Genomic DNA, 11,667 nt, shown 5'->3' on the forward strand with positions numbered 1-11,667 from the left:
CACGCGCAAGGATGACGTCATGGAGCTTTCGGACCAGTTGAAACAGACTCTCGACGCGCTCAAGGAACAGTTCCCGAAGGGGCTCAGCGTTCTGATGCCCGCCCTGCACGCCGTCCAGGCGGAGCACAACCACATCCCACCGGAGCTGGAGCAGCCGCTCGCCGCCTATCTGGGCGTCCCCGCCGAGATCGTCCATGAGGTGAGCACGTTTTATTTCATGTTCCACACCCGGCCGGTGGGCCGCCACCACATCTACATCTGCGGCAATCTGTCCTGCTGGCTGCGCGGCGCCGAGACGCTGCGCGACCACCTGGCCGATCGTCTGGGTATCCAGCCGGGCGAAACGACATCCGACGGCCGGGTCACCCTGTCGGTGGTCGAGTGTCTCGGCATGTGCGACCACGCCCCGGTCATGCTGCTGGACGGCGAGTTCCACCCGGACCTGACGGTGGAGAAAGTCGACCGGATTCTGGCCGGTCTGTCATAGAGGACTATGAGCGAACGCATCCTGAGCAAGCGGTTCGGACTGGCGGATTCCCACACCATCGGGGTCTACGAAGCCACCGGCGGCTACGCCACGGCGCGGCGGGTGCTACAGGAGCTGACGCCGGCCCAGGTGACCGACGAGGTAAAGAAGTCGAACCTGCGCGGCCGCGGCGGCGCAGGTTTTCCGACCGGCTTGAAGTGGTCCTTCATCCCCAGAGACACAGACCGGCCGGTGTACCTGTGCGTTAACGCCGACGAGAGCGAGCCGGGCACGTTCAAGGACCGGCACATCATGGAGCAGGATCCTCACCTGCTGTTGGAAGGGATCATTATCTCCGCCTACGCCATCGGCTGCCACCAGGCGTACATTTACATCCGCGGCGAGTACATTCCCCAGATCCGCCGGCTGCGGGCGGCCATCCAGGAAGCCTACGGCCGGGGCTGTCTCGGCCGGCGGATTCTTGGCAGCGGCTTCGACCTCGAGGTCGCGGTCTTCACCGGCGCCGGGGCGTACATCTGCGGCGAGGAGACGGCGCTCCTCGAATCGCTCGAGGGGAAGAAGGGATATCCGCGTCTGAAACCGCCCTTCCCCGCCGTGGTGGGCCTGTACGGCTGCCCCACCATCATCAACAACGTCGAGACGCTGGCGAACGTGCCTGCGATTCTGGAGAAGGGCGGCGACTGGTTCGCCGCCGTCGGCGCGAACAGCAGCGGCGGCACCCGCCTCTTCGGTGTAAGCGGCCACGTGACCCGGCCGGGCGTTTACGAGCGCCCCATGGGCTATTCCCTCAAGCAGTTGATCTTCAAGGATGCCGGCGGCATTCTCGACGGGCGCACCCTCAAGGCGGTCATTCCCGGCGGCTCGTCGGTACCGGTGCTGCGCGCCGACGAGATCGACATCGCCCTCGATTTCGAAAGCGTCGCTGCCGCCGGCTCCATGCTGGGATCGGCCGGCGTAATCGTCATGCACGACGGCACCTGCATGGTCCGGGCCTTGCAGCGCCTGATCCATTTTTACAAGGACGAGTCGTGCGGCCAGTGTTCGCCGTGCCGGGAGGGAACCGGCTGGCTGCTCAAGATCATCAACCGGATCATCCGCGGCGACGGCCGGCCCGAGGACGTCGACGTGATGCGCGACGTCGCCGAAGGTATCCTGGGGAACACGATCTGCCCGCTGGGTGACGCCGCGGCCCTGCCGGTCATCAGCTTCGTGACGAAATTTCGCGACGAGTTCGAGCACTTCGTCCGGCACAAGCGGTCCGCAGTGCTCGCGCCGGTCAAATAGCCATGGACAAGGTCACCGTCACCATCAACGGACGCTCCTTCGAAGCCAGGCCCGGCCAGTCGGTCCTGCAAACCGCCCTGGAAAACGGCATTCACATCCCGCACTACTGCTTCCATCCCGGCTTACCGGTCGCGGGCAACTGCCGGATGTGCCTCGTCGAGATCGAAGGCGTTCCGAAGCTGCAGATCGCGTGCGGTACGACGGTGCGCGACGGCATGGTGATCCGGTCCGACAACGACCGTGTCCGCCAAGCGGTCCGCCACGTGCTCGAGTTCCTGCTCATCAACCACCCCGTGGACTGCCCCGTCTGCGACCAGGCCGGCGAATGCGGCCTCCAGGAATACTACATGCTGGTGGGCCGGTACGACAGCCGGTTTGCCGAAAACAAAGTGGTCAAACACAAGAAGGCCTCCCCCATCGGCCGCTGGGTGATGCTGGACCAGGAACGGTGCATCCTGTGTTCGCGGTGTGTGCGCTTCACCCGCGAAATCACCAAGACCAACGAGATGGCGATCTTCAACCGCGGCGACCACGCCGAGATCGACGTCTTTCCCGGCGGCGAGCTCCACAACCGGTATTCGGCCAACATCGTGGACATCTGCCCCGTCGGCGCGCTGACCTGCCGGGATTTTCGGTTCCGCTGCCGCGTCTGGTACCTGAAGCAGGCGCCGTCGGTCTGCCCCGGTTGCGCCCGCGGCTGCAACATCGCCATCCACTTCAATCCCGAGCGGCCGCATCACGCCGGCGGCCGCCGTGTCCTGCGGTTCAAACCGCGCCCCAATCCGCACGTCAACGCGTTCTGGCTCTGTGACGACGGGCGCTACAGCTACCCGTTCATCGACGATCACCGCCTGCGGTTCGCCGCGCTGCGCGAGGAAGGCGGCGTCCGACAGCTCTACCTCAGGGACGCCCTGGACCGACTGGCCGACTGGCTGCGGTCTTCCCACGCCGGCCGGACCGCGTACCTCCTGTCGGCGGACGCCTCCAACGAAGAGTTGTTCGCCGCCCGCAAGCTGTTGCGCGACGCGCTGGGCGTCCGCTGTCTGCTCCCCGACACGGGCCTGCGGACCGGCGACGCCGACGACTTCCTGATCTGTGAGGACAAGCATCCCAACAGTCGCGGCGCCCGGATTCTATTCGGCCTCGGCGAGAGCGACCCGGTCTCCCCGGAGCGGCTCGAGGCCGTGCTCGGCGCCGAGCCGCCCGAGCTGCTGCTGGTCAATCGGGCGGATCTGCCCGGCCCCCTGCGGGACAAAATCCTCGCCGCGGGCACGCGCCTCGTCTTTCTGGGCACCAATGACAACGCGACGGCCGCAGCCGCCCATCTCGTCGTACCTCTGGCCGTCTTCGCCGAACAGGCAGGCACGTTCACCAATATCGAGGGTCGGGTGCAGAAGTTCGAGCTGGCCGTGCCGCCCCTGGGCGATGCGGCGCCGGAATGGTCGGTCCACCAGGGGCTGGCCGAGCGCCTCAGCGTTGATCTGGCATTCCCGGGCCCCGCGGCCATCTTCCGCCAGCTGGCCGCGGAAGTGGACGCGTTCAGGGGCCTGAGCCACGAAAGTCTGACACCCCATGGAGCCATGATCCGCCATGAGTGAGATCGCGCACGCCCTGATTGTCACCGGGTACATTTTGTCGGTGGTGCTCACCCTGGCGGCGCTGCTCACCTGGATGGAGCGGAAGCAGAGTGCTCTGATGCAGGACCGGATCGGCGCCAATCGCGCCAGCATTCTGGGCTTTCGGGCCATCGGGCTGTTCCACATCATCGCCGACTCGCTGAAAATGTTCCTCAAGGAGGACTTCGTCCCCGCCCGCGGCGTCCGGCTGTTCCACACCCTGGCGCCGTTCATCTCGGCGTTCTGCGCTCTGGCGATATTCGCCTGCATCCCCTTCGGGCCGTCTGTACCGCTGGGCGATACCACCGTCAACCTGTGGATTTTCGATTCCAACATCTCCCTGCTGTATGTGCTCGCACTCGGGTCGCTGGGCATCTACGGCATCTTTTTCGCCGGCTGGTCGTCGCATAACAAGTTCGCCTACCTCGGCGCCATGCGCGGCGCCGCCCAGATGCTGTCGTATGAAATCGCGCTGGGCATCTCGCTGATCGGCCTGATCATGATTTACGGTTCCCTGAGCCTGAATGACATTATCCACTACCAGGGCCAGCAGCTCTTCGGTTTCCTGCCGGCGTGGGGTGTGGTCCTCCAGCCGCTGGCCTGCCTGATTTTCCTCACCGCAGGTATCGCCGAATCGAAGCGTAACCCCTTCGACATGCCCGAAGGCGAGTCCGAGATCATCGGCTACTTCACCGAGTACAGCAGCATGAAATTCGGCCTGTTCTTCCTGGCCGATTTCATCGAAGTGGTCGTGGTGGCCGCTCTGGTGAGCGTGCTGTTCTTCGGCGGCTGGCAGTTCCCGTACCTGCAGGCGGACGGATTTCATCTGCCGGGCGGCACGCACTGGGCGCTGGCCCCGCTGGCCGTCGGGTTGATCCAGGTGGGCGCGTTCGGCGCGAAGCTGTTCTTCTTCTGCTGGCTGCAGCTGACGATCCGCTGGACGCTCCCCCGCTTCCGGTACGACCAGCTCATGCGGCTGGGATGGCAGTTTCTGCTGCCGCTGTCCATCGTCAACATCCTCGTGACCGGGATCATCCTGGTGTACAGGTGAGCCAGATGACCAAGCCCAAACTCACCGTGCTGGAGCGACTGTACCTGCCGGAGATTCTCCGCGGCCTGCTCATCACAACCCGGCACCACTTTGCTAACCTGACCGTGCACATCCTCCACCGGATCGGCCTGGCCAAGGGAAAGCGAGGCGCGGTGACCTTCCAGTATCCCGAGGATCCCCGCCCGGTGGCCCGCCGGCTGCGCGCCCGCCACCGCCTGATGAAGCGCCCCGACGGCTCCACCCGCTGCGTCGCCTGCATGATGTGCGAGACCATCTGCCCGGCCCAATGCATCTACATCGTGGCGGACGAGCACCACGACCCGCGGATCGAGAAGCGGCCGAAGTCGTTCGACATCGACTTGGGGATCTGCGTGATGTGCGGCTATTGCGTGGAGGCGTGCCCGGAGGATGCCATCCGCATGGACACCTACATCACGGAGACCTCGTCCTTCACCCGCGAAGGCATGCTGCTGACCATCGACGATCTGATGAATCACCACAACGAGGACAGCTTCCCCAGACACACCTCCTCCTGAACACCTGCTGCCCGCGCCGCAACGGACCGGCGCCCGCCGCCTACCCGCAGGCCATGCCATCATCGGTGTGATTGATTCGGCTCAGCGGATCGGCCAGTTGGCCGGCGCCGACTCCAGGCGGCCGCCCAACAAGGTGCCGTTGATCCACATCACCCGGAGGTGGAAGTCGGTCTTGAACTGCGGGCTCTCAAGTTCTCCCTTCAGGCTGTCACCAGCTTGCAACGGCAGCGGCAGTTCGCTTTGGAAGCAGATGCCGCTCTTGCTGACGTTGACCGTGGTGATATTGGCGCTGATGGCACGCCCGCAGCTGTCCTCGGCCCGCAGATGCAGCTTGAGGCGGATGGGAACCCGCTTCTCCTTGCGAAGATTGTTGAGCATGCGTACCTGCCCCATCGGTCGTCAATGTGATGAACGGATGGTATTGTATCACCGACCGGGGTGAAAATAGCCGCGTCGTGTATAAATCTTGAATGTTCCCGGCTGTGCCAACTTGACCTCGAGCCGCCGGAAAGACGCCTGGGCGGGCGTGACAGTGGGGTGGAATCCGATCCGGTACTGGTGGCGCAGCTCGGTGGCCAGGTCGGCGGTCACCCGATCCAGTTCCTGCAGGTCTTCGGGCACGAACAGGCGGCCGCCGCTCAGATCGGCTAGGTCCGACATCTCGCGGCCCGCCGTATCCCGAGAAACGTCGTCCAGATCGAAGAGCGTCTCCGCTCGGCGTTTCTGCAACGCGATGAAGTAGATCTGGACGTCGCTGTTCCGGGCCTTGGCTAGAACGTCGGGGAAACCATAGTGGCTGTCCTTGTCTTCGCCGTCGGAGATGACCACGAGCGCCTTGCGTTCGAATTTCCCCCGGGCGATGTGCTCCATGCCCAGATAAAGGGCGTCCCACAGCGGCGTGCCGCCGCCCGCCAGCATCCGCTCCAGGATGGCATCCTTCACGTCGTCCCGGTCCTGGGTGAAGTCCAGCAGCAGTTCCGCCTGATCGTGGACGAAATCGACGACGAACACCTGGTTGTCCGGGTTGGAGTATTTGAGGAAAGCCAGCACCGCTTCGTTGACCAAGTTGAGCCGCTCCCGCATGCTGCCGCTGGTGTCGATGATCAGCCCCAGCGAAATCGGCAGGTCGGCCGGATGGAAGAGCGCCAGCTCCTGGAGAACCCCGTCGTCGTAAACCCGGAAGTCGTCAGCTGTGAGAGCGTCCACCCGCTGGCCGGCCTCGTTGAGTACCGTCACGTCGAGGGTGACCATCCGCACCTGGACGCCGATGCGATAATCATCGCTTCGCCGGTCCTGAGCCAGAACGGTCCCGCCCGCCCACACGGCCGCGATCAGAACCAGCGCCACGCATCGGCTGACATCACTGGCGCGGCGCATAGTAGCCTTCGCGGTGGTGCACAAAGAGCTTGGGCAGGCCCGGCGGGGGATCCAGCTTCAGTGTGATCTTGCGCCAGGTGGCGTCCCGCCGCGTATTGGAGGGAATGTAGCCCAGCACATACTGGTGGCGCAGCTCGGAGTGGATCAGCTCGACGAAGTAGTCGAGTTCTTCAAGCGAGTTCGGGAAGAACACCCGGCCACCGGTCATCCGGCTGAGCTCCTGGATGATGCCTTCGCCGTAGCCCTCGGTGCCATGCTCGCCCAGCACGTAGATCTGGCAGTCGACTTCGCGGGCAAACTCCTTGATCTCGGCAAAGGTATAGCGGCTGTGGTTGTCCTCACCGTCGGTGATGACGATCAGGGCCTTCTTGGCGTGGCGGCACTGGCGGATCTTATCCAAACCGATGTAGATGGCGTCAAACAGGGCCGTGCTGCCCCGGGCTTCGGAGTCGGAGATCTTCCCCTGAATCTGTCGCAGGTCGGTGGTGATGTCCTGGGCCAGCCGCGCCCGGTCGCTGAAAAGCACCAGGAAAAACTCGTCCTGGCGGGTACCGTCATCGAGAAACCCGATGGCGCTCTGTCGGGCCTTGTTGATCTTGGGCTTCATGCTGTAGCTGGTGTCGAAGATCAGGCCGATGCTCACCGGTGACGCCTCGCTGGTAAAGTTCACCACCTCCTGCTCAACCTTGTCTTCGTATACCTTGAAATGTTCGGCTTGCAGTCCGGTGACGAACCGGTTCAGGGAGTCGGATACGGCCACGCGTACGCGCACGCTGTCCACGTTCACCCGGATAGATGAGTACATGTCCGAGTCCGCGGTCCGGTTCTGCGCGGTTCCCCAGATTGCGAGAACGCCGACTACGACCAGGATTGTCAGGACTCGGAGCACCATCCGTAGCTTCCTCATCATGCCCGGTGGATGCGCGCGCTGCCTCGATGGATGCAACAGACCGGCAAAGATCTCACGCACATTATACAACAGCAGGTGGAACCGGCACCTGCACCCGGATTGCGGTTCGCCTTGGGGGCCGGAAACAGAATCCATAAATCATCCGGTGTATACTAGACAGGCCGTGCAATTGTTTCAAACACCACCGCCTGGTTCCCGTGCGAGGTTTGACGATGAGCGGTACACCTCGGCCCGTCTATCTCGACACCCTGGCTGCCGGACGGTTCCCCGCCCTGCTGGCGGCGCTCCGCCGCCGCGCCCGGTCGTGTGATCTCTGTCCCCATGCCTGCGGTGTCGATCGGCTGGCCGATGCACGTGGGCGGTGCCGCACCGGCCGGCACGCCGTCGTGGCCAGCGCGGCCCCCCATTTCGGCGAAGAGGGTCCCATCTCGGGTTTCGCCGGCAGCGGCACCATCTTCTTCGCCCATTGCAACCTGTACTGCGTGTTCTGCCAGAATGCCGACATTTCGCACGGCGGCGATGGCGAGCCGCTGGACGCACGCGCGCTGGCCGGACTCATGCTGCGGCTGCAGCAGCTCGGCTGCCACAACATCAATCTGGTCACTCCCTCCCACGTCATTCTCCAAGTGGTGGAGGCCGTGGCCCTGGCCGCAGCGGACGGCTTGTGCGTGCCAATTGTCTACAATTCGGGCGGATACGACAGCACCGCCAGCATCCACATGCTGCACGAGGTGGTGGACATCTACATGCCCGATCTGAAATTCCTGGATGCGGAGGCGGCGACCCGCTGGACCATCGCTCCCGACTACCCGGAGCGGGCCCGGGAAGCCGTCCGGGCGATGCAGGCCGGCGTCGGGGATCTGATCATCGGCCCGGACGGCGTGGCCGTCCGGGGCCTGCTGGTGCGCCACCTCGTGCTTCCCGGCATGACGGCGGACAGTTGTGCGGTGCTGCGCTTTCTGGCCGAGTCGGTATCACGCCGGGTCTACGTCAACATCATGAGCCAGTACCACCCCTGCCACGAAGCGCGGGCGCATTCCTCACTTCGACACGTGCTTCGCGCCGAGGAGTACCAGGCGGTCACCGAGTACGCTCGATCCGTCGGCCTGGAACGTGTTGAATTCCAGTGCCGCCGGTTCCGGGAACACTGAGTTTTCCAACTTTCGTTCAGGCTGACGCCGTTATACAATACGGATTCGACCGACTCCGGACCGGGAGATGGAATATGCGCATTTTGAGACATTTCAGAGTGTTGCCCAGTATGCCCCAGCGGCTGGGAGCCCTGCGGAAGATCACGCAAAACGTCTGGTTCAGTTGGAACCAGGATGCCATCTCCCTGTTCCATCGGATGGATCCCGATTTATGGGAAGCCGCGCAGCACAACCCGATCCGGTTTCTCGGCATGCTCAGCCAGGAGAAGTATCAGGAGCTGCTCACCGACGAGGGGTTCCTGTCCCAGTTGGACCGGTTGGAGCAGACGTTCGATCAGTACATGAAGGCCAGCCAACGGTACACCTTCAACCTGGAACGGCCCACCGATTTTCAGGTCGCCTACTTCTCCTTTGAGTACGGGCTGACCGAGTGTCTGCCGCTTTACTCCGGCGGACTGGGCATCCTGTCGGGCGAGCATCTCAAGTCGGCCAGCGACCTCTGCCTGCCCCTCTACGGCATCGGCCTGATGTACCAGAAGGGGTATTTCCAGCAATATCTCAACAACGACGGCTGGCAGCAGGAGCACTACCCCGTCAACGATTTCTTCAACATGCCGGTCACCCTCCTCCGGGACGACGCCGGAGCTCCGCTGACCGTCACCGTGGATCTGGCCGGCGTGGCCGTGACCGCCCAGCTGTGGAAGGTTGATGTGGGCCGGGTGCCACTCTACCTGCTGGACACCAACCTGCCGGAAAATCCGCCCGATTGCCGCGAGATCACCGCCCAGCTCTACGGCGGCGATACCGAACTGCGCATCCGCCAGGAACTACTGCTCGGCATCGGCGGCGTCCGCGCCCTCGGCCGGCTTGGACTCAATCCCCTCGTCTTTCATATGAACGAGGGGCATTCGGCCTTTGCCGCCCTGGAGCGGATCCGACTCCTGATGGCTCAGTACAAAGTATCCTTTGACGAGGCGCGCGAGGCGGTGTACGCCAGCAGCGTCTTTACCACCCATACCCCCGTCCCCGCGGGCAACGATATGTTCCCGCGTTACCTCATGGAGAAGTATTTCGGCGCCTACGTTCAGCAGCTCGGTTTATCCTTCCAGGATTTGATGGGCCTGGGTCGTAAGAATCCCGGGGACGAAGCGGAGCCGTTCTGCATGACAGTCCTGGCCATCCGCCTCTCCGCCCACACCAATGCGGTCAGCCGGCTGCACGGCACCGTCTCGCGGCGGATGTGGCAGGGTATCTGGCCGGACGTTCCCGAGTCGGATATCCCGATCACCCACATCACCAACGGCGTTCATATCCCCTCATGGATCTCGTTTGAAATGTCCACTCTGTACCAGCGCTACATCGGCCCCAACTGGTTCGAGGACCCCGACAGCAAGCGGGTGTGGGAGCGGATCGACCGGATTCCCGATTCCGAGCTGTGGCGCACCCACGAGCGCCGGCGGGAGCGCCTGGTGGCGTTCACCCGCCGCCGGCTCCATCGCCAGCTCACGCGCCGCGGCGCCTCACGCAAAGAGCTGGGCCTTGCCGCCGAAGTGCTCAACCCGGAGGCACTGACCATCGGCTTCGCCCGCCGGTTCGCCACCTACAAGCGCGGCCACCTGATCTTTAGAAATCCCGAACGCCTGGCGACCCTCCTGAACGATACCGAGCGGCCGGTCCAGATCATCATCGCCGGCAAGGCCCACCCGAAGGACAATCCCGGCAAGGAGATCATCCGTCAGATCATCCATCTCTCCCGGCGGGAGGAATTCCTTCACCGCGTGGTCTTCCTGGAAGACTACGACATGAACGTGGCGCGTTATCTCGTGCAGGGTGTAGACGTCTGGCTCAACAATCCGCGCCGACCGCTGGAGGCGTGCGGCACCAGCGGCATGAAGGTCACGCCGAACGGCGGCCTGAACTTGAGCGTCCTGGACGGCTGGTGGGATGAGGGCTACACCGGCGACAACGGCTGGGCGATCGGCATGGGCGAAGAGTACACCGATGCCGACTACCATGACGAGGTGGAAAGCGAAGCCATCTACACGCTGCTGGAGAACGAGATTGTCCCCCTGTTCTACGACCGGGGGCGGGACAATCTGCCGCGCGGCTGGATCCAGAAGATGAAACTGGCCATGAAGACGCTCATCCCGTCGTTCAACACACACCGCATGCTCGAGGACTACGTGGAGCAGTTCTACGTCCAGGCGGCCATGCAGTGGCGGGTGATGACCGAGAAAAAGATGGCCCGCGCAGTCGAACTGGCCAAATGGCGTCGCAAGCTGCTGGACGGCTGGGACCAGGTGCAGATCGTGAATGTCGAGTACCGGCAGAACGGCGATTACGTGATCGGAGCGCCGATCCCCGTGCTGGCTGACCTGAAGCTGGGCCGCATCTCGCCCGAGGAGGTGGAGGTGGACGCCTACTTCGGGCCGGTGGACGCCAACGACAACTTGCAAAACCATGACCTCTCACCGCTGATCTTCCAGGGTGAGGTCGACAAGGGCGTCTACCGGTTCTCCGGCGAGATCCGCTGCCAGAAAACCGGAAATTTCGGATTTTTCATCCGTGTCCTTCCCTACCACCCGCTGCTGTCATCCCAGTTGTCCCTGAACAAAATCCTGTGGGGCTAGCCGGGGGACATGGACGCGCTCATCAGCAGCCTGCAGCAACTGCCTCCCCTGTGGATCTACACCATCCTGTTCCTGAGCGCGGTGGTGGAGAATCTGGTGCCGCCCGTCCCGGGCGACACGGTGACGCTCTTCGGCGCCTACCTGGTTGGGATCGGCTACCTGGATTTCTCCCTGGTCCTGCTTGCCACCACCGCCGGCTCGCTCACCGGGTTCATGGGGCTATACTGGGTGGGGTTCCGGTTCGGCCGTGACTTTCTGTACCAGCGGAACTACCGGTTCTTCCCTCGTGCCCGCATGGAACAGGTGGACGCCTGGTTCATCCGGTGGGGGTTGTGGATCGTCCTGGTGAACCGCTTCCTGTCGGGCGCCCGTTCCGTGATCAGCCTAGTCTGCGGCATGACCCGGTTGCCGTATCTCCGGGTGGCTCTTGCAGCGCTGGTCAGCTGCCTGTTCTGGAACGCGCTGCTGCTCGCCGCCGGCTTCTACCTGGGCTCCCGCTGGAAGCAGGTGGTGGACATCGTGGAGAAGTACAACTACGCGGTCCTCGCAGCGGGCGTCCTGGCTGTTGCAATAATCTATTTCATCCGGCGGCGGCGGCGTGCCGCAGGCGGTAATAAATCTTGAT

The 11,667-nt window shown here is 63.6% G+C and carries 11 protein-coding genes; 8 read left to right on the forward strand and 3 right to left on the reverse strand.

Annotated elements, in window-relative coordinates:
* Positions 1-19 precede the first annotated feature (19 nt).
* The 5 genes from GX414_07985 to GX414_08005 are packed head-to-tail and all read left to right on the forward strand — an operon-like array spanning position 20 to position 4,974.
* Positions 20-487: an NAD(P)H-dependent oxidoreductase subunit E gene (locus GX414_07985; protein NLI47031.1), complete on the forward strand. Its 468-nt coding sequence runs from the start codon at positions 20-22 to the stop codon at positions 485-487.
* Positions 488-493: 6 nt separating this feature from the next.
* On the forward strand, positions 494-1,771 hold the full coding sequence (gene nuoF, locus GX414_07990; protein NLI47032.1) for an NADH-quinone oxidoreductase subunit NuoF: 1,278 nt from the start codon (positions 494-496) through the stop codon (positions 1,769-1,771).
* Positions 1,772-1,773: 2 nt separating this feature from the next.
* The gene (locus GX414_07995) at positions 1,774-3,369 is read left to right on the forward strand and encodes a 2Fe-2S iron-sulfur cluster binding domain-containing protein (GenBank protein NLI47033.1); all 1,596 of its coding nucleotides are present in this window, start codon (positions 1,774-1,776) and stop codon (positions 3,367-3,369) included.
* Positions 3,362-4,438, forward strand: a complete 1,077-nt coding sequence (locus tag GX414_08000) for an NADH-quinone oxidoreductase subunit H (GenBank protein ID NLI47034.1) — start codon at positions 3,362-3,364, stop codon at positions 4,436-4,438. Before GX414_07995 ends, GX414_08000 begins: the two co-directional genes overlap by 8 nt.
* 5 nt (positions 4,439-4,443) lie before the next feature.
* Positions 4,444-4,974, forward strand: a complete 531-nt coding sequence (locus GX414_08005; GenBank protein ID NLI47035.1) for a 4Fe-4S dicluster domain-containing protein — start codon at positions 4,444-4,446, stop codon at positions 4,972-4,974.
* A gap of 81 nt (positions 4,975-5,055) precedes the next feature.
* On the opposite strand, the gene GX414_08010 is transcribed toward GX414_08005, so the two are convergent.
* The 3 genes from GX414_08010 to GX414_08020 are packed head-to-tail and all read right to left on the reverse strand — an operon-like array spanning position 5,056 to position 7,156.
* Positions 5,056-5,352 (reverse strand): PilZ domain-containing protein, encoded by a 297-nt coding sequence (locus GX414_08010; GenBank protein ID NLI47036.1) that lies wholly within the window; start codon positions 5,350-5,352, stop codon positions 5,056-5,058.
* A gap of 48 nt (positions 5,353-5,400) precedes the next feature.
* Positions 5,401-6,351 carry a VWA domain-containing protein gene (locus tag GX414_08015; protein NLI47037.1) on the reverse strand — a complete coding sequence of 317 codons (951 nt, stop codon included), beginning with the start codon at positions 6,349-6,351 and terminating at the stop codon, positions 5,401-5,403.
* The gene (locus GX414_08020) at positions 6,335-7,156 is read right to left on the reverse strand and encodes a VWA domain-containing protein (GenBank protein ID NLI47038.1); all 822 of its coding nucleotides are present in this window, start codon (positions 7,154-7,156) and stop codon (positions 6,335-6,337) included. Before GX414_08020 ends, GX414_08015 begins: the two co-directional genes overlap by 17 nt.
* A 377-nt stretch (positions 7,157-7,533) precedes the next feature.
* Between GX414_08020 and GX414_08025 the strand changes: the two genes are divergently transcribed.
* The 3 genes from GX414_08025 to GX414_08035 all read left to right on the forward strand — a co-directional run bounded on the left by GX414_08025 (position 7,534) and on the right by GX414_08035 (position 11,666).
* The gene (locus tag GX414_08025; protein ID NLI47039.1) at positions 7,534-8,412 is read left to right on the forward strand and encodes a radical SAM protein; all 879 of its coding nucleotides are present in this window, start codon (positions 7,534-7,536) and stop codon (positions 8,410-8,412) included.
* A 74-nt stretch (positions 8,413-8,486) separates the two neighbouring features.
* Positions 8,487-11,042, forward strand: a complete 2,556-nt coding sequence (locus GX414_08030; protein ID NLI47040.1) for a glycosyltransferase family 1 protein — start codon at positions 8,487-8,489, stop codon at positions 11,040-11,042.
* Positions 11,043-11,051: 9 nt separating this feature from the next.
* Positions 11,052-11,666, forward strand: coding sequence for a DedA family protein (locus GX414_08035; protein ID NLI47041.1), 615 nt, complete (start codon positions 11,052-11,054; stop codon positions 11,664-11,666).
* The last annotated feature ends 1 nt before the right edge of the window (position 11,667 follow it).

The sequence above is a fragment of the Acidobacteriota bacterium genome, assembly GCA_012517875.1.
In the GTDB taxonomy this organism is placed as follows: domain Bacteria; phylum Acidobacteriota; class JAAYUB01; order JAAYUB01; family JAAYUB01; genus JAAYUB01.

What these genes read in the sequence shown, in the direction of transcription:
- GX414_07985 (NLI47031.1), top strand. Translation starts at nt 20, where the DNA reads ATGGAGCTTTCGGACCAGTTGAAACAGACTCTCGACGCGCTCAAGGAA.
- nuoF (NLI47032.1), top strand. Translation starts at nt 494, where the DNA reads ATGAGCGAACGCATCCTGAGCAAGCGGTTCGGACTGGCGGATTCCCAC.
- GX414_07995 (NLI47033.1), top strand. Translation starts at nt 1,774, where the DNA reads ATGGACAAGGTCACCGTCACCATCAACGGACGCTCCTTCGAAGCCAGG.
- GX414_08000 (NLI47034.1), top strand. Translation starts at nt 3,362, where the DNA reads ATGAGTGAGATCGCGCACGCCCTGATTGTCACCGGGTACATTTTGTCG.
- GX414_08005 (NLI47035.1), top strand. Translation starts at nt 4,444, where the DNA reads ATGACCAAGCCCAAACTCACCGTGCTGGAGCGACTGTACCTGCCGGAG.
- GX414_08010 (NLI47036.1), bottom strand. Translation starts at nt 5,352, where the DNA reads ATGCTCAACAATCTTCGCAAGGAGAAGCGGGTTCCCATCCGCCTCAAG.
- GX414_08015 (NLI47037.1), bottom strand. Translation starts at nt 6,351, where the DNA reads ATGCGCCGCGCCAGTGATGTCAGCCGATGCGTGGCGCTGGTTCTGATC.
- GX414_08020 (NLI47038.1), bottom strand. Translation starts at nt 7,156, where the DNA reads ATGTACTCATCTATCCGGGTGAACGTGGACAGCGTGCGCGTACGCGTG.
- GX414_08030 (NLI47040.1), top strand. Translation starts at nt 8,487, where the DNA reads ATGCGCATTTTGAGACATTTCAGAGTGTTGCCCAGTATGCCCCAGCGG.
- GX414_08035 (NLI47041.1), top strand. Translation starts at nt 11,052, where the DNA reads ATGGACGCGCTCATCAGCAGCCTGCAGCAACTGCCTCCCCTGTGGATC.